This is a genomic window from Paenibacillus sp. 01T431, from assembly GCF_056398625.1.
On the sequence record NZ_JBFTPT010000016.1, the window covers coordinates 40,256 to 58,269 of the forward strand.

Genomic DNA, 18,014 nt, shown 5'->3' on the forward strand with positions numbered 1-18,014 from the left:
GGGTGACAACGTATGCACCATAAAACACTGCCATACCGTATTTTCAGCATATTTAACAACGTGTTTTTGATTCTTCTTTCCATATTATGCTTGCTGCCGCTATATCACCTTCTCATGGTTTCCATGAGTGCGTCCGCTCCCGCCAACGCGGGATTGGTCACTTTTTGGCCGATCGGTTTCACATTAGAAGCCTATGCCAAGACGTTCAACAATAGCAATTTCCTAACTTCCTTGTGGGTGTCGACACAGCGGACTATCCTTGGTACGGCGCTTGCTATGCTAGTTAGTACACTTGCTGCTTATGCGCTGTCCAAAGATTCTCATATCTTCCGCGCTCGCAACGTTTATCTTTGGTATTTTGTCGTAACGATGCTATTTGCAGGCGGACTTATTCCAAGCTACCTCCTCATCCTTAAGCTCGGACTAATGAATACTTTATGGGCGCTTATCCTGCCAGGTACAGTCGGCGTTTATAACGTTATTCTTTTGCTAAACTTCTTCCGTACTGTTCCTAAGGATCTGGAAGAAGCTGCTTTTATTGATGGAGCCGGCCAGCTGCGCACTTTCTTCATGATTTATTTGCCGATCTCCTTGCCTGCGATTGCAACGGTTTCCTTGTTTATTATGGTCGGACATTGGAATTCCTATTTCGACGGTATCATCTATATGAAGGATGCCGAGAAGCTGCCTCTTGCAAGCTTCATGCAAACGATTATCGTTCAAAAGGATATGACTAAGCTTGATCCGCAAATGGTTGCCAATATGTCGCAAAGAACCATTAGCGCATCGCAAATCTTTATCGGCGCATTACCGATTCTGTTGGTTTATCCTTTCTTGCAGCGTTACTTTGTAAAAGGGATTGTCATTGGTGCGGTTAAGGAATAAGCTCTTGCTGCTTCCCAGCTCCGATTAATAAAACTAAAAGCAGCCCGATTGGGCTGCTTTTTTTGTTTTATTCGGCAGGGCATCGTTTATATCTAATTGTTGTTATGATTCGCATTCGGTTTCTCCGGAGTGTAACTTGTGATATTCTAATGTTATCCAAATTTTCCAGGAAATGATACCGTTGTTCGATGAAGATATTGATGTTCAAGCGGCGAGCGAGAAAAAGAAAATTTTAAAAAAGCTGCTCATCATATTTATTTCTATCTGCACATTCTTCGCCTTAACTATTGGTGCTGGTGTTTATTGGCTCTTCTATGACATGGGCAGACTGCCGAAGGGGAAATTTCTTATAGAGGCCGCTTCCCCTGATGGGACTTACAGTTTAAAAGCGTACCTTATTAATGGAGGAGCGACTACTCCTTTGATGATTCGCGGTGAATTGGTATACAATAAACGCAATCATAAAACCAAAAATATTTATTGGAGCGCTCGCGAGGATCAAGCGGTCATCACTTGGAGCGATAACGATACCGTCATCATTAATGGTCACAGTCTTGATGTTCCTCACGATAAATTCGACTTTAGACATCCATAATGACGAGCTGGCTTACCTTACACAGCAAGCATGATCAAATCGAGCAACACTCATAAACTTAGACTTTTCTGCCATATGCCCTCTATACTCGACTCAAACAAATTTAGATCTACAATCTAGCCCTATTTTCATCAAAACAGCCCTCTTCGCAAAAATAGAACTAGAAAATAGGCTTATTATCGCTCGTGAGCTGCCAATTGCATCATTGTATCCGTTTCAAACAAATTTAGATCTACAATCTAGTCCTATTTTCGCCCAATCAGCCCGCTTAGTAAAAATAGAGCTAGAAAATAGGCTTATTTTCGCTCGTGAGCTGCCAATCGCCTCTTTGTATCCTTTTCGGACTAAAATAGATCTACAATCTAGTCCTATTTTCGCCCAATCAGCCTTCATCACAAAAATAGGTCTAGAAATTAGCCTTATTATCGCTCACAGCCTGCCCACTGAGCACACTATGTCTCACTATGCATATGTGAATCAATTAAAAACGGGGCTGTCCCAAGAGGTCTAAATGACCTCAGGACAGCCCCGTTTGGTTACTATGTTATTTACCGCCGGTAAACGTAATTCCTTTAATAAAGAATCGATTGAAGAACGCATAAATCAGCAGCGCTGGAAGCGTAAATACCATCGATGCAGCCATAATGTAGTTCCAGTGGCTAATGTACTGCCCTTTGAACGTATTCAGACCGAGCGTTAAAGTAAACATCGACTTATCGGACATGAACATGAGCGGCTTCAGGAACTCGTTCCATGCACCCATGAAAACGAAGATCGTTTGAGCTGCTAATGCAGGTATCGCAAGCGGCAATGCAATGCGGAAAAACACGCCGAACCGATTAAGTCCGTCCATCTCGGCTGCCTCCTCAAGCTCTTTCGGGAAGCTGAGGAAAAATTGCCGCATCATAAAGATAAACGTCGCATTCGCCATCATCGGCAAAGTCAGTGCGGCATAGGTGTTTAACAAATCGAGCTGCTTCATAATTAAGTAAGCGGGTACGATCGTCAGTTGGCCTGGAATCATCTGCACCGCTAAGATAAGGATGAACATGATTTTGTTGCCGGCAAATTCAATACGTGCAAGTGCATAACCCGCCATTGAGTTGAACAGCGTATTGCAAACCGTCGCAACAACTGCAATCAAGGCACTGTTGTACATCCACCTGAGGAAAAGCGGCTCTTTCACGAAAATATCATAATAGTTCTGCAAGGTGAATTCTTTCGGAATAAAGTTGATGCCCCCGGAAACAATCTCACTGAGCGGCTTAAACGAAGAGGAAAGCGCCCATAGAAAGGGAGCAACAGTGATGCAGCCGTATGAGAATAACAGGAAATAAAGAATCGCCTTTCCCCATTTGGATTGTTGAAATACCATCTAGTCGCCCTCCTAGTTCAGCTTTTCTTCGGCAAATAGCTTACGCTGTATCAGCGTCACGATCATAATGACAGCAGCCAGCATGACAGCGAGCGCAGAGGCGTAGCCGAAGTCGAGATTTTTGAAAGCATATTGATAAATAAGCAGAGCTACGGTCAAGGTCGAGTTATTCGGTCCGCCTGAACCTGCTGAGAAAATATAAGATTGGTCGAAAAGTTGGAAGGTACCGATAATACCCATAACGACCGTAAAGAAGGTCGCAGGCTTAATTAGCGGCAGCGTGATGGAAATAAATCTCCTCCAGCCTCCTGCTCCGTCAAGCATAGCTGACTCGTACAGCGCATCAGGAATGTCTTGTAATGCAGCCAAGAAAACAACCATAAAGAATGGAGCGGTAGACCATATATTCATAAGCATGATCGCCTTCATGGCGACCGCAGGATCTCCAAGCCAGTTGTATCCATGCAAACCGATAAATTCAAGCACTCGGTTCAAAAGACCGTTTGAATTGTATATCCACATAAATATAAGTGATAGTACCGCCGACGAAGTAATGGTCGGCATAAAAAATACGATACGGAAGAAGTTTTTGAATTTGAGCTTGGCATTCAAAATAACAGCTAGTAAAATAGCAAACACCGTTTGCAGCGGCACAACAAACAAAGCAAAGGATGCCGTGTTCTTAAGCGCTATCCAGGCTCTTTCATCGCCTGCCATACGCGTGAAGTTTTTAAATCCTACCCATTTGTAACTTACTTCGCCAAGCAGATTGACCTTATGTCCCGATAAATAAAGGGAATAGAATACAGGCAAGAACAAAAAAGTGCCAAGAACTAGAATGGTTGGAAGCAGGAACAGATAGCCGGTTACGTTATTTTTCAGCTTTTTTCTCCATGAAGAGACATGGGTCATGCTGCACCTTCTCCTTTCATATCAAAATCAGAGATTGAAGGAGGGAGCGTCTTGCGCTCTCCCTCCTTCACCTCGCTTACTTCGCTGCTGCGATTTCCTTATTCGCAACCGTTTCTGCTTTCTTCATTGCATCTTCAAGCTTCGAATTACCCATAAATGTATCAACGAATTGGTTGTTGAAGTTGCTCATGATTGTAGGAAGTGTGGAGCCTGCTTGCCAAGGCGTTGCATAAGAAGCGCCTGCTACAATTGCACTGCGAAGCTCATCTTTATCGTAGCCAAGCTCTTGTGATACCGATTTACGAGTTGGAAGCGCGAAACCTTTGCTCGTCCACGTTTTCATTCCTTCTTTACCAGTCAAGAAGGAGATCAACTGCCAAGCTGCTTCTTTTTTCTTCGATTCCTTGTTCATTACATAAGCAACAGTGAAAGCCATAGTGCCTTGTTTGCCATTTACAGTTGGAAGCTCAGCTGTGCCGTAATCTAGATCCTTGTAGTTGGATTCCAAGAATGGAATTGCCCAGTTTCCTTCGAATACGATGGAAGCTTTGCCTTGACCGAACATTTCGCCACCCCAGCCAGCGCCTACTTCTTTTGGCTCGCCGGATGATTTGTCTACATTGTGCATATCCGTTACAAGCTGCAAACCTTTAAGAGCATCTGGAGCCGCGAATGCAGCATTGCCATTCTCATCTGCAACTTTGCCGCCGAATGCTTGAATCATGAACATTTGACGTGCAAGCTCAGGCGCAACACCAAAGCCGAAGCGAACCGTTTTGTCGCCTTCTTTTTTAGTAAGCTTAACTGCTGCTTCTTTCAGCTCATCCCAAGTTGTTGGGGGAGCAGTAATTCCTGCTTCTGCAAAGTCTTTTTTGTTGTAGAACATTGCAAGCGTAGAGAAATCTTTAGGGAAACCGTAGGAAACGCCATCTTGTTTGAAAGCGTCAACCATCGGCTGTTCAAAGTCTGCAACATCAAATTCTGGTGTCACATAGCTATCAAGCGGCTCTAGAACATTACGCTCAATGAGTGCAGGTGCTTCGAATGCATCCAGGTAGAAGACGTCTGGGCCTTCACCGCCAATAAGTCTTGTTTTGATAACATCCATGTATTGATCGGCAATTACTTCATAATTAACCTTTACATTTGGATATTTTGCTTCAAATTCCTTCAACGTTTGGTTTAGCAAATCCTGCTCTTCTGGACTTGCTCCCCAACCTGCAAGTGTAACGGTTACCTTCTCAGCGGCTGGCTCTTTTGTCGCCTCTTGTTCTGTACCGCCGTTCGTTGCTGTATTACCTGTGTTTTTGTTGCCTTCATTGCCCTTGCCACAAGCCGTTAACATAAGAACAACTACCAGCATTAAAGATAAAATTAAAACCCCTGTTTTCTTCATCTTACATACAACCTCCTTAGTAATATGAACTTTGTATATAAAGCATAAAGCGTGAAACCTATGAAATGAGAAGCTCATATCCTGTCAGATTAGACAGTATTTCCACCTCTGGGCCATTGATACCGCGAGTGACGCGCAGGCTTAGAGCGCCGCTGCCAATTTGCATTTGCTCTACCAGAAGCTCGTTCATCCCTTGAAGCAAAGATGGCTTAATTGTAATCTGCTTCGTTAGAGCGTTAGGCTGAAGCCCAAGCAACGCTTGCACAAATGTGAGCGGTGTCCCTGCTGCCCATGCCTGCGGAGAACAAGCAACGGGGTAAGGAACTGGCGCACCAAGCGAATCATCATACCCGCAGAACAGCTCAGGCAATCTGTAATACTCAAACTTTGCTGCTGCATCCAATAGTCCTTGCATGACGGTAATCGCTTCTTCTTGGAAGCCTAAATGGCTAAGACCAAGCAAACAAACGGAGTTGTCATGCGGCCATACGCTTCCGTCATGGTAGCTCATCGGGTTGTAGCCGGCTGCTTCCATACTCATCGTACGAATGCCGTAACCACCGAACATGTCAGGAGCAACCAGTCTTTTCGCAACTGCGCTTGCACGCTCAGGAGAAGCAATGCCCGACATTAGAATATGTCCTGAATTCGAAGTGACGGAATCTACGCGCTTCTTATCCTTATCAAGCGCAATCGCGTAAAACTGCTCATCCTCCATCCAGAAGTCGCGCTCAAAGCGAACTCTAAGCTGTTCTGCATCTTGCTCCATGCCAGCGGCTTGTTCCTCATGGCCTAAGCTCTTGAATATAGGGGCAAGCCTTGTAAGCGCTTGGTAAACATAACCTTGAACCTCGACGAGCGCGATTGGAGCCTCTGCATAATCGCCGTTGCGGTGAACAACGGAATCCGCAGAATCTTTCCACCCCTGATTGGCAATCCCTTTAGAAGATTTCTGATAGTACTCCACAAAGGAATCATCGTCGCAGTCACCATATTCCTTCACCCAAGCGAGTGCTGCATTAAGATGAGGCATTAGCTCTTTAACAAACTGAGCATCTCCGGTCCAGTGATAATACTCGGCAGCTAATAGAAGGAATAGCGGCGTCGCATCAATCGTGCCGTAATACGGCGTAAATGGAACCTGATTTGTGCTTGCTAGTTCGCCATACCGAATTTCATGCATCACTTTACCTGGCTGCTCATCGCGCCACTCATCTTCATTCTGGCCTTGATAAGCGGCCATCGTGAGCAGCGTTCCCTTAGCAATTTGCGGGTTTAAGGATAACATCTGCAGCGCAGTAATTAAACTATCACGGCCAAATGGCACCGAGAACCAAGGCAAGCCTGCCACTGGGAATGCTCCATATCCGATATCCGTAAGCAGAACTCTTAAGTCTTGCACTCCGCGATGATGCAGCTTGTTAAATAGCGGTACATCCGTTTGGATGGATGTGGATGAACCATTCCAATCCGCATACGATTGTCTAAGCTTAACCATCGCTTCCGCCGGATCGTGCTGCTGCGGCTCATTGCCGTCAATGATTGGCGCAAAATAGAAAGCGATTGCATGGCTTTCCCGATGGTTCAGTTCCACATCGAAATGGAGCTCGCCTGTCTCGCCTATGCGACTTTCATTTGTATCCCATTTAATCTTCGTTTCACGGCGTACATCGTCAGCTCCAAGATAGCCAATTACTCTTTCCCGTTGGCCGCTTTTCTCTGCCGTCTTTCTTCCCAAATCGCCGTGCTGAAAGCCGCGAACGACAAACATATCTGCAAAATCCGCATCCAATAACACGGAGAAATCAAATTTAATGGCTTTAGGATAATAGCTGGTGAGCTTGAACGTCTCATACAATGCTCCATCATAAATGAAGCGTGTACGTTCAATTTCTACGGACTCACGCCACAAGATAAGCTCGCCCTTCTCTTCCATATGTGGATTGGTAAGGCGAATCGTAGAAATATAATTCTCATCCGCTGCTGAAGACAGCAGTATCGGCTTCTGACCGTTGATTCGGATTTCCATCCTGCTTATGAACCGGGTATCTTTTGTGTAAAGACCCTGACCTGAAACATCACCTTCCGGAATATCTCCATTCCGGTCCGTCATGAGGAATAGATCGTTTTCTTTGATGACTCGATAATCCAAGTGTTTCCCTCATTTCTTCTTGTAATAGCTTTTTTATTCCCTTAAATCAAACAAACATTCGTTTATCCGAAACGTTTCGGAAAAGAGGCAAAAAAATATGCTTACTCATTTTCGACGAAGCAATCTAACTTTCCAAAACGTTTCGGATAAGTTATAATCGAATTATAGATCATGATGAAAGCATTTACAAGAGTCAATTTATTTTTTAATTTTTATCATAATACATTACATGTTTTCAACATTTCGGAGGTATTGTATGGTTACGATTAAAGATATAGCTAAAGCTGCTAGTGTATCTGTTACTACAGTATCGCGTGCCTTGAACGGCTATGACGACGTTAACGAGGGCACTCGGCTCAAAATTAAGACTATAGCAGACCAGCTCGGTTATAGCCCTAATATGGCTGCAAGGTCGCTCATATCGAAAAAAACAAAGACACTTGGCCTCCTTCTCTCCAATGTTACAAGAGACAGCTCCAAAGACAATATCGCTTTCGAAGTCCTTTGCGGAATAAATGACCGTTCAGGCGAACTCGATTATGACCTTGTCCTATTCAGTACAACACCTCAGAAACAAAAGGTAAAATCATATAAAACATTATGCCAGGAACGAGGCGTAGACGGGGTTATCATCATGGGTATTCGATTAGACGATCCTTATTTGGAGGAAATCGTATCGTCTGATATTCCATGCGTCCTTATTGATATCACTCTCCAAGGTCCTAACGTTGGATACGTTACTTCGGATAATACAACGGGTGCTCTTGCGGCAACCAACCATCTGCTCGAATCGGGACATCGCCATATCGCCATGATAAACGGCCATGAGCAAGCAGCTGTAAGCCTGCTTAGGCTAGAGGGCTACCGTCAAGCACTGCAAAGCAGCAGTGTTCCCTTTGATGAAACACTTGTGCTGAATGGTTCATTTTCCGAGCATGGCGGAAGAGAGGCCGCACGCCAACTATTGTCCAGCCGTCCTGAAGTGACTGCTATATTTTGCTCAAGCGACTTAATGGCTCTCGGGGCTTTGCAGGGCGTTAAGGATATGGGGAAAAAGGTACCTGATGATATATCGATCATCGGCTTCGACAACATTGATTTGACGGCTTATTGCACACCCGCGCTTACTACCGTTCACCAGCATAAATACGAGTTAGGCTCCCAAGCGGCGCAAATTCTTATTGAAATGCTCGAAGGTAAAGAAATCATTCACCATGTCATGCTGGGTACAGAACTTATGATTAGAGACAGCGTACGCAGTATTTAATATGTGCTTTGACACGAGAGTGGCAAACAAAGTACATAGTCAAGCAGCAATAACCCAAGTCTACTTACCTTGGGTTACTGTTGCCTTTGAGCAGACTATATTTAGTTCTCAGCCGTTACCGCAAAATAAACTGGAAACACCCCCATTTTCATCCATTCTTTATGGGTGTGCACCTTCATGTCTCGAAATCCTGCAGCAGCCAGCTTCTCTTTCAAATCCTTTGCGGTCAAAAAATTCGCTTGCGCGCGGTTAAACTCCTTAGCCTTACTGCTTAAATGAAAAAACTTATGTATTGCAAATTTCAAACTTTTTTTATTCAATATAGCTCTTCGCGCAAATAAATAATCCAAAATATATCCCGAACCATGTACGAGAAAAAACACCCTTCCTCGCGGGGACAATACACGAAAAACCTCCTGCAGCACCTGCTCCACATGAAGATATTGCAGCGCTACTCTACAAACGACAAAATCAACTGAATGGTTTGCAAGCGGTATATGGTGCGCATCTGCTACTGTTGTGACTACTTTGTTAGAAGCTTCACTTCTATGGAGCAGTGCTTCTAGAAGGCCGATCTGGTGCGCGTCCGAATCGATTCCATATATAATATCCGGCTCGTTCTGAAGTAAAGAGAATACGGTAGCCCCTCCCCCGCAGCATAAGTCCAGCATTTTCTTTCGATTTTTGGCCTCTGCGATAAGAAGGTGGTCAAAGGAATCGGGATCATAAAGCTGCCTGTAATATTCATAACAAGCGTAACCAAATGATTTTTCCACAAGCTTAAGATCTTCGGATACAATGCCGTTCATAAGGAGTGTATTCACTTCTTCTGCCGATGGTTTCTGTATCTTTACCCTTCTAATCCCCATTTCTCTGCAAAATAAATAAGCGACACCATCCAATAAACGCCGGTTAGACATAATCTCCGTTTTCGTGGTCACGCTAATGTATCCCCCCGATTTGAGGATCATATTTACTTATGGACATACAGTTGAAATCCGACAATAATTGTTTTATTTTTGCGTATGTATCCCTTAATCCGTAGTATCTTCGAATGCCATTTGACCAAGAGGTGTTAAAAATTTGCGGTTGATCGTAGTCTAAATCATAGGGATGGATATAATAAACGAAATAATCTTTATCGCCTATAATTTTTCGTGCTCCGCTATAAAAAAAACGATAAGGATAAATTCGAAAATACCCTCCTCCGCCCCATGGAATATTAACGCCGCCTAAGCGAAAAGCAGGCAAAGGCACTTCCCATAGATGATCTTTTATTTTAAAAGAATGCGCAACTTTCGAGGACAAATTAAACTTGGAATATAGGTTATTTGGTGTATTCGGACTAATACTAGAATCGTAAGAAAATCCTTCTTCTATTAAAATATCAAGTCCCCAATCTGTCATAGAAAAACAGGGGGCACGATACCCACTCACCTTTGAACCGATCAAATGCTCTAAAATATCTTTTGACAGCCTAATATCCGCTTTAAATTCTAGTGTTGATTGATCATAAACGAGACGATGTGAATAGCCGTGTGATGCAATTTCATGACCTCTTCGATATATTTCTTTCACCAAATCAGGCCTTTTCTCAGCGATCCAGCCTAGGACAAAAAAAGTGCCCGTCGCCTCATATTCGTCCAGAAGGTCCAATATTTGATGAACAGGCTGCTCAAGCCTTAATTCGCAGTCAGCCCATTCGGAAAGAGACAGGTTCGGACTGCAAAACCAATCCTCTACATCGACAGTAAAAGCCATTTTCATGACCATCCCCCCCTTCTCCCCCTATTATTCATCAAACCTCACATTATGGCAACATTTGTATTTGATTGAATAATTTTGTATAGGATGGAGTAGAGTTTCTCGTATACTCCTTACCCCGGAAAATCGGTAATAACCCCATCCACTCCAAGCTTTTTCATCCGTATCATATCTTGCTCTGACTGTATCGTCCACGCCATGACCTTCCGGTTGCGATGATGAATTTGCTCTACAATCTTCTCGTCAAGCAATTCATGATTGTAATGAATGTAATCCGCGAAAGAAACAAGTTCATCCAGCGTCTTCTCTGACAGAGGATGCTGATCCTCCTGAATAAGCGCAGCAATTGGGATGTCCGGCAGCAGGGAGTGAATTAGACGGGTCGATTGAAAGTTATAGGATTGAATAATGATACCCACGCTATTTTTCACATGTTCAACCGCTGTAAAATTTCGGCCCTCCTCTAAGCCATTAACTTGGAGCAAAAGCTCATAACGACGTACGACCTCAGCCACCTTCTCTTCCACGCCAGGATAAAGCTTTGATTCTTTAATCTCGATAAGCATGCCTAGCTTTCCAGCAAAACGGTGCATAACTTCTTCGAATGAAACGATCTTCTCATCCGTATCGTCTGTTTTTTTATCATTTTTGGCATCCATATTTTCAAGTTCATTTAATGTATAATCGTCCACAGCGCCTGTATACTGCGTCGTTCTATCCACCGTATCATCGTGAATGACTACTAGTTCACCGTCTTTGCTCAGCTGTACATCAAATTCGATAAAATCAGTACCTAGACGCTCCGCTTGCTCGAAGGCGGCCATCGTATTCTCAGGAGCATCACCAGAAGCCCCGCGATGTGCGATAATTAAAAAACCTTCAGGGGTATTTGGATTAGAAGCAGATACGATTAACGTCATGCAGCAAAGCATGAGCAATAGCAAACCAATACTGCGCCAAACCCGTGATGTTTTCCATTTGCCCATGTTCTAATCTCCTTCTCTCTTAACTCTCACCCTGACTATATGCATAACCAATATTTGTTGCAGCAGGGTCTTACTTTATTAAACATTCAGTGTGTGATCCGAAACGCATTTTCCCAAAACAGTTGCTGCCAATGAACTCACACTCCGTCTTCCTCATGGGGTTTTTCAGAAAAAAAAGGATGTCCCTAAAGGTCATAGACCTTCAGAGACATCCCATCTAAGATTGATGCAAGACGTGCAAGAGAACACTGCTTAATCAACCTTCATTCACCTATGTGCGACTGCATCAGGCCTATTGCTCGCAGCAGCATGATCATCTTGCTCAAAAAGCATACCGTCCTTGATCGTTACGATCCGGTCACATAAATCCAATACACGCTCGTCATGGGTGACCATAACAGCCGCCTTGCCCCGTTGCTTAACCTCAGTAGCCATGAGCTCCACTACCGCTCTACCCCGTTTAGAATCGAGGCTTGCTGTCGGCTCGTCGGCTAGAATAACGCCGGGATCATTCATGAATGCCCTAGCAATGGCAACCCGTTGGCGTTCTCCGCCGGACAGCTTCTCAGGATAATAATTCATCCGATGCAGCAGTCCTACTTTCTCAAGAAGCGCTTTAGCTTTCACAAGCGCTTCTTTTCCATCAGTACCTGCTAGCTTCGATACGAGCAGCAGTTGATCCACTACTCTTAAATAAGGGACAAGATTGGATGCTTGAAAAATAAAACCAAGATTTTTGACTCTAACCTCACTTAATTCACTTGAGGATAAATTCGTAACATCCTTCTCATTAATTAAGATCCGTCCGCTTGACGGTGAGAGCAGCGCCCCCGCTATGGAAAGAAAAGTACTTTTGCCCGAACCCGATGGTCCGACAACAGCGACAAACTCACCTGCTTTTACGCTTAAAGAAACCTTTTGCAGCGCCGTAACAGCCGTTTCACCTTCGCCATACACTTTATTTACATGTTCAAGAATAAGTTTTTCCTTCATTATTCAACCCTCCCAATCGCTTCAATCGCATCTACTTTTGCAATCCGATTTAAGGACAGCAACGCACCGATAATCGAGACTAGAATAAGTAAACCGGAATATTGAGACAATATATTTACACCTAATTCAAAAGGCATGCTCGCTGGCAAAATCGCACTTACGCCAAAAGTAAGTCCGATACTGATTGCAACAGCCACAATGGCCAAAAGCAATACTTGACCCACTAAATTTGCTGCCAGATAGGACGTCTTTGCTCCGATTGCCTTCAACACTCCAAATTGGCTAATTTTCTGCAGTGTAATGACATAGAAGAAAACAGCTTGTATGAAAGCGGCAATAACAATTAAGAAAGCGATCATCATCGTCAGGGAGCCTTGCTCTTCTTTAAAGCCCGGAATGCCCTGTACCGCTTCTTTTTTTGTAATAACCTCCGTATCTGCTACACTTTTTTGCAATGATTCTTTGTTTAGATTATCTGTATGAATGACAATAGCGTTATAGGAAGCTGTTTGTTTACCAAAGGATGCTTGCATCAGCTTATTAAAATTTTGGATATCCATAAATGCAACCGGCGTATGACTGAACTTCTGATTAGTGGCAAAACCGACGACCTTCCATTCAATGCCGAGCTCTTGATCACCTAGCGTATCGCCAATTTGCACGCCTTGTTCTTTTAACGAGGAGTCAACGACCACTTCATTGCTCGCCCCCATGCTTTTCCCTTCAGTAATACTAGGCATTACCTTTCCACTTGGCTCGATACCAAACAAAGCAATATCTATCTTCTTCTTGGAATCATTCCGATATACCGAAAGCATCGTTTGCCCAAGCGGTTCGGATTGTGAGAGTCCTTCTAATTGCCTGACCTCCTCCAGCTTCTCGGTACCTAGTGCGGACCGCGTCAGCTTATGCTCGGAATCCGTCTGAAGCACGAAATAATCGGCGTCCATATTTTTTAGAATGGATGCATTATCTGATGAAAGCCCATTGGCTAATCCTGAAACCATAAAGGTTAACCATGCGACCAGAACCATTATTAATCCAATTAGAAAATATCTGCCTTTCGCATATTTCAATTCGCGCAGCGCTAGAAACATGTTCAACCATCTCCATTCCTTCTCTTGATAGCTGAAGTTTACGTTTGGAATATGAACAGAGCGTGAATGGCTCATTACAATGTGAAATTAACCTCAAAATAAACAAAAAAAAGCTCGAGCCGCGATGGGCTCAAGCTTCTACTTGCCTGTAATTGACGCAATGCTGGCACTTCTACTGTTCTACTTGCCGCTGTATTCCGAAGTTGCTGTATCGAGCATAGACTGCCAATTGGCAAAATCCGTTTCTCTTGCAACGTGTCGATCAAATAGCTCATCCGGAATGTTCTGAACATCTTCTCTTGTTTCTACTTGAAAGTTGCCCTTCTCAAGAAACGCGCTAAAGCTTGTAAAGCTGGAATGCTTGCTCATAAACGATTCTTTAAACAAATCATCAAATGAAACATGATTTGGATCTTCCTGAATCGACTTCTGTCCTTGCAATTCCTTCAACAAATCTTCGAATGACATTGGCTTTTGCTTTCTCAGACGATCACCCCTAGGTCAATTTATTATATTTCGGCTTTCTTCGTTGCTTAACTGATCAGAACCCCATCAGGACGTTCGGTTACTACAGGTATAGTTTTGCGAATCATTTTCTCAATATCCTTCAAATAAGGAATTTCATCCACTTCGCAAAAAGAGATGGCGATTCCACTTAATCCAGCTCTGCCTGTACGGCCAATGCGATGAACATACGTTTCTGAAATATTAGGAAGGTTGAAATTAATGACATGCGAAAGCTCGTCAATATCGATACCTCTCGCCGCAATATCTGTGGCAACCAGTACTCGAGTTGCACCGCTTCTAAAATTAGTTAACGCATTTTGGCGGGCATTTTGAGACTTGTTTCCATGAATAGCCTGTGCAGAAATATTCACTTTAGTCAGTCCGCGCACTACGCGATCTGCTCCATGCTTCGTCCGAGTAAATACAAGCGCCGAAGCGATGGATTTATCCTGCAGCAGGTCATTCAATAAATCTTGTTTATTACCTTTATCTACAAAATAGACAGATTGCTCTATTCGATCCACTGTTGAGGAAGCTGGAGTTATTTCCACTTTCGCCGGATTAACAAGCAGCGTTTTGACAAGCTTCGAAATTTCTGGAGGCATCGTAGCCGAGAAAAAGAGTGTTTGCTTTTTTCTTGGCATTTTGGCGATGATTCTCTTCACGTCGTGAATAAAGCCCATATCGAGCATTCGATCTGCTTCATCAAGCACTAATATTTGTACATATTGCAAATCAACAAACTTTTGATTAATAAGATCGATAAGTCTGCCTGGAGTGGCAATAATAACATCAGCGCCTTGTCGAAGTGCACGCTCCTGAACCTTCTGTGAAACGCCGCCCACGATAGCTACACTGCGCAGGTCGGTAAATTGTCCGTACGCACGCATGTTTTCTTCTATCTGGAGGGCAAGCTCTCTTGTAGGTGTCAAAATCAATGAGCGAATACGTCGCTGTGCCCCCGGTTTAGTGGGTTGGCCGCTTAATAACTGAATGATGGGTAATGCGAATGCAGCCGTTTTCCCTGTCCCTGTCTGAGCGCAGCCAAACAAATCTTTGCCCGCTAGTACGACGGGAATGGCCTGCTCCTGAATAGGCGTAGGCTTAGTGTAGTTTTCCTTGGTTAGCGCCTTCAGTATTGCAGGGCTAAAATTTAGATCATTAAAAGTCATCTTTTCTCCTTCATTTGAAGCCTTATATTCTCAATCATGCTGCTTTTATAATCGCATAGCATTTCCAAAAACCGTTCCTTTAAGACATAACAAGTAAGTATAGCATAATAAAACGATATAATCGACATAAACCTCTACCCTTGAGACAGTAGCCTATGCCCATTTTTCAACCTTTAATTAAAAGTCATCCAAACGGTATTTCCCAAAGGCTCAAAGCCTTGCTTATACCAAAAGTTCCTTGTTTTATCCAACGTATATACATACATCTTTTTATTCGGATATTTTGCTTTAACCCATTGAATAAAGGCAGCAGCGTAACCCTTGCCTTCAAATTCCTTTAAAACATCAAGTGCTTCTATAAATACAAAGTTCTTTTTGTTTTTAATCTCAATATAAAAGTCCCGCTCCAAATACTTCTCATCATCGCTAAAATAATCTTGTTCTGCTTTCTGAATCAGCTGCTTGGCGTTATCGTACTCCCAAACGACTCCGTATCCAACCATCTCGTCCTCAGCCTCGATGACGTAAATGTTTTCCGGAAGCTCTGATTTGTCCTTTTGGCTAAGCTCCCCTGCGTGATAGGCGGAGTGTATATCGCTTAACAGGTTCTGCATTTCTTGATCAAATGGTTTCGCAATAATAGTAGGCATTTTCAATCTCCTTTATGCTACTCAAAGCATATAACGTTTCCAAACAAAAAGAAGCAGGGTATCATCTTGTACCCTGCTTCTCCTATTGATTGATTTTGTATCGTTTATTAGTCTTAGACATCTTACCATAAATGATCGAAGCCAACTAGTCGTTCTCTTTTCCAATTGTCATCTAGGCTGATTTGCCGAGCCCAATATCGATTATTCCATTAACGATTCTTTTTCCTGAAATTTTGCAGCGTATGGACAAGCTTATCTCGCGCATCCTTGTTTTTCATTAAATAAGTGACGCCAGCTCCAATTGCAGTTATCAATAGTTTTTTCTTGCTCATGGGTACTACCTCCCTGAATTCGTCTTTGTATGAATGTACCCTGTTTATTGAGTTTTTAAGCACATTATGTTTCGCATTTTCCATTTCAACTTCATTTATCGACTTGCTATATTTTTTGAAGATTAACCTATATGATAAGGTTTTGTTCATTGAAGACCCGTTGCTTCTAAGAAAAATACGTCAAACCTTTTCATTTGCATGAATGTTGTAAGATTGAAATGCAACTCCAAAATCCGAAGAAAATTGAAAGGGGATAACGTATGAAGCATACAAATCCATTACAAGCATTTCTTGAGGAAAGTGACGAAAGTACCATTGCTGCGATTGGAAGCTATATTACAAATCATATGAATGAAAGCTGGGAAACCATCCTTCTAAACCATCAAGATATTTTGCAAAAAGCTTATAACGAGGCAGGAGATGCTGCTTATGGAACATTTCTCAATCTGTTGTTCCTACCTGTTCATAGGCAATTTAAAGAGTCCGGTTTCCATCTCGAACCCAAACTTCCAGGCCATTTCGACCTGTCGCGAGAATGGGGAAATGCGGAGGAAACCGACCAGCAGCGTTGGATGTGGAGCACGGTTTATTCCTCCAATGACGAGGCGATAGGGACCATCGTCACCATCACATTTCACGATCATACGTTGTTCCGTATTCCTCGCCAACCTCAAATCATCGCATTAAGCGTCACATCGAAAGCAGATGTAATAGCGGCACTTTCTCTCCTGTCTCCAGACTTTGAGCAAGCACTCGAGTTTACCGTTGAATACGAAAATTACCTGCGGAGCCAGCAAGGCTAGAACAGAAATAAAGCACGCTGCATCTAATGTTCATGATTTCCCTCGATTAGTGATAAAAATCATTAGTATGTATAAGAAGTAAACATAACCATTTGAAAAATAGACGATATAATAGAGATACAGCAAAAAACCTCCTTTTGACGGGAGGCCAGTTATCATGATTACAGTGTCATAGCTTGACCATATCTTGCTAGAAACTCTTCCTTCTCTTTGTAATCCGGCATAATGCTGCCCACTCGTCTCCAGAAGGAACGATCATGATTCATATGCGTCAGATGGCAAAGCTCATGGATGACGACATAATCGATCACCTCAAGCGGAGCCATCGCCAGTCGATAATTAAAGGTTAATTTTTTACTTGAGCTGCAGCTTCCCCACTTCGTTCTTGACTCTTCGATTTCGAAGCTTTTATGTTTTACTTTCAGCTGCTCTTGATATCGTTTGATTCGTTCTCCAATGATTTTCTTACAGCTTGCAAAATAAAACTTTTTAAGATTGATTTTTAACTCCTCTTCACTCAGATCAGCTGTGTCGATCAATTCATGAAGAAAGTACTCTTTTCCAAGGTGAAGGAATTTTCCTTGCTCTTGATATTCTTTTGTCTTAGGGGTATCTCGAACCTTCGCGATCTGCTGCAATCTCTGAGTGAGCTGTTTACCATGCTGCTCCACGGCCCGCATGACATTCTCTTCCGTTGTTCCATTGGGAGCCTTCACGGTTATGAATCCCAATGAGTCCATTTGGATATATATCTTTTTTCTATTGGCATATTCAACATTAAACTCAATGATATGATTTTCAAATTCGATTTTCATAGCGACCATCATTTCTATTAGGTTATTTCTGAATCTCTTTCATTTTATCACAACTACAACAATGACCGTTCAAAATGCTTTTTTCTCGCATGCTATGGGTTTAACTCGATGTTGTTTTTAAAGATCGAGTTAAACCTCTATTTCCTGTGCGGAATATCCCATTTTTATTATATTTTTGTAAAATATTCCCCTTTTATCATCGTAATTTACCCCTTCCTTTCATGAAATCAACGTCTCATGCTAGGAATAGTTATACAAAATAAATGGAAGTTTTGCAGGAGGTGATACCAAATTATCCCCTTTTAATTCCGTG

18 protein-coding genes are annotated in these 18,014 nt (G+C 42.9%); 4 read left to right on the forward strand and 14 right to left on the reverse strand.

Annotation, left to right across the window (positions count from 1 at the left end; all coding sequences use genetic code 11):
* Positions 1-12: 12 nt before the first annotated feature.
* Positions 13-885, forward strand: coding sequence for a carbohydrate ABC transporter permease (locus AC1DM9_RS26135; protein WP_339207057.1), 873 nt, complete (start codon positions 13-15; stop codon positions 883-885).
* A 172-nt stretch (positions 886-1,057) separates the two neighbouring features.
* Positions 1,058-1,480 (forward strand): DUF5412 domain-containing protein, encoded by a 423-nt coding sequence (locus tag AC1DM9_RS26140; RefSeq protein WP_477583012.1) that lies wholly within the window; start codon positions 1,058-1,060, stop codon positions 1,478-1,480.
* A gap of 544 nt (positions 1,481-2,024) precedes the next feature.
* On the opposite strand, the gene AC1DM9_RS26145 is transcribed toward AC1DM9_RS26140, so the two are convergent.
* The 4 genes from AC1DM9_RS26145 to AC1DM9_RS26160 all read right to left on the reverse strand — a co-directional run bounded on the left by AC1DM9_RS26145 (position 2,025) and on the right by AC1DM9_RS26160 (position 7,315).
* Positions 2,025-2,855 (reverse strand): carbohydrate ABC transporter permease, encoded by an 831-nt coding sequence (locus AC1DM9_RS26145; RefSeq protein ID WP_076271479.1) that lies wholly within the window; start codon positions 2,853-2,855, stop codon positions 2,025-2,027.
* Positions 2,856-2,867: 12 nt separating this feature from the next.
* Positions 2,868-3,767, reverse strand: a complete 900-nt coding sequence (locus tag AC1DM9_RS26150; protein ID WP_441884191.1) for a carbohydrate ABC transporter permease — start codon at positions 3,765-3,767, stop codon at positions 2,868-2,870.
* 76 nt (positions 3,768-3,843) lie between these two features.
* Positions 3,844-5,163: an ABC transporter substrate-binding protein gene (locus AC1DM9_RS26155; protein WP_477549201.1), complete on the reverse strand. Its 1,320-nt coding sequence runs from the start codon at positions 5,161-5,163 to the stop codon at positions 3,844-3,846.
* A gap of 58 nt (positions 5,164-5,221) precedes the next feature.
* The gene (locus AC1DM9_RS26160; protein ID WP_441884185.1) at positions 5,222-7,315 is read right to left on the reverse strand and encodes an amylo-alpha-1,6-glucosidase; all 2,094 of its coding nucleotides are present in this window, start codon (positions 7,313-7,315) and stop codon (positions 5,222-5,224) included.
* A 256-nt stretch (positions 7,316-7,571) separates the two neighbouring features.
* On the opposite strand from AC1DM9_RS26160, the gene AC1DM9_RS26165 reads away from it, so the two are divergent.
* Entirely contained in the window at positions 7,572-8,582 is a 1,011-nt protein-coding gene (locus AC1DM9_RS26165; protein ID WP_477510490.1) for a LacI family DNA-binding transcriptional regulator, read from the forward strand.
* Between the two features lie 101 nt (positions 8,583-8,683).
* On the opposite strand, the gene AC1DM9_RS26170 is transcribed toward AC1DM9_RS26165, so the two are convergent.
* From AC1DM9_RS26170 to AC1DM9_RS26210, 9 genes are all read right to left on the reverse strand, one after another.
* Positions 8,684-9,523, reverse strand: a complete 840-nt coding sequence (locus tag AC1DM9_RS26170) for a class I SAM-dependent methyltransferase (RefSeq protein WP_441884179.1) — start codon at positions 9,521-9,523, stop codon at positions 8,684-8,686.
* 1 nt (position 9,524) lies between these two features.
* Positions 9,525-10,349 carry a polysaccharide deacetylase family protein gene (locus tag AC1DM9_RS26175; protein ID WP_477549199.1) on the reverse strand — a complete coding sequence of 275 codons (825 nt, stop codon included), beginning with the start codon at positions 10,347-10,349 and terminating at the stop codon, positions 9,525-9,527.
* Between the two features lie 110 nt (positions 10,350-10,459).
* The gene (locus AC1DM9_RS26180) at positions 10,460-11,332 is read right to left on the reverse strand and encodes a glycerophosphodiester phosphodiesterase (protein ID WP_441884173.1); all 873 of its coding nucleotides are present in this window, start codon (positions 11,330-11,332) and stop codon (positions 10,460-10,462) included.
* 267 nt (positions 11,333-11,599) lie between these two features.
* Positions 11,600-12,325 (reverse strand): ABC transporter ATP-binding protein, encoded by a 726-nt coding sequence (locus AC1DM9_RS26185; protein WP_179089941.1) that lies wholly within the window; start codon positions 12,323-12,325, stop codon positions 11,600-11,602.
* Positions 12,325-13,497: an ABC transporter permease gene (locus AC1DM9_RS26190; RefSeq protein ID WP_441884167.1), complete on the reverse strand. Its 1,173-nt coding sequence runs from the start codon at positions 13,495-13,497 to the stop codon at positions 12,325-12,327. The genes AC1DM9_RS26185 and AC1DM9_RS26190 overlap by 1 nt, the downstream gene beginning before the upstream one ends.
* 105 nt (positions 13,498-13,602) lie before the next feature.
* Complete coding sequence (locus tag AC1DM9_RS26195) at positions 13,603-13,890, reverse strand: hypothetical protein (protein WP_076271489.1); 288 nt, start codon at positions 13,888-13,890, stop codon at positions 13,603-13,605.
* Between the two features lie 65 nt (positions 13,891-13,955).
* Positions 13,956-15,101, reverse strand: a complete 1,146-nt coding sequence (locus AC1DM9_RS26200) for a DEAD/DEAH box helicase (protein ID WP_477510485.1) — start codon at positions 15,099-15,101, stop codon at positions 13,956-13,958.
* Positions 15,102-15,274: 173 nt separating this feature from the next.
* A complete protein-coding gene (locus AC1DM9_RS26205) occupies positions 15,275-15,751 on the reverse strand; it encodes a GNAT family N-acetyltransferase (RefSeq protein ID WP_441907889.1) in 477 nt (158 codons plus the stop codon).
* A 209-nt stretch (positions 15,752-15,960) separates the two neighbouring features.
* Entirely contained in the window at positions 15,961-16,083 is a 123-nt protein-coding gene (locus AC1DM9_RS26210) for a hypothetical protein (RefSeq protein ID WP_256711082.1), read from the reverse strand.
* Between the two features lie 260 nt (positions 16,084-16,343).
* On the opposite strand from AC1DM9_RS26210, the gene AC1DM9_RS26215 reads away from it, so the two are divergent.
* Positions 16,344-16,886 (forward strand): DUF6022 family protein, encoded by a 543-nt coding sequence (locus AC1DM9_RS26215; protein ID WP_441884161.1) that lies wholly within the window; start codon positions 16,344-16,346, stop codon positions 16,884-16,886.
* 161 nt (positions 16,887-17,047) lie between these two features.
* Here AC1DM9_RS26215 and AC1DM9_RS26220 read toward each other — a convergent pair whose 3' ends face one another.
* Positions 17,048-17,701 (reverse strand): M48 family metallopeptidase, encoded by a 654-nt coding sequence (locus AC1DM9_RS26220; RefSeq protein ID WP_477583016.1) that lies wholly within the window; start codon positions 17,699-17,701, stop codon positions 17,048-17,050.
* Positions 17,702-18,014 lie beyond the last annotated feature (313 nt).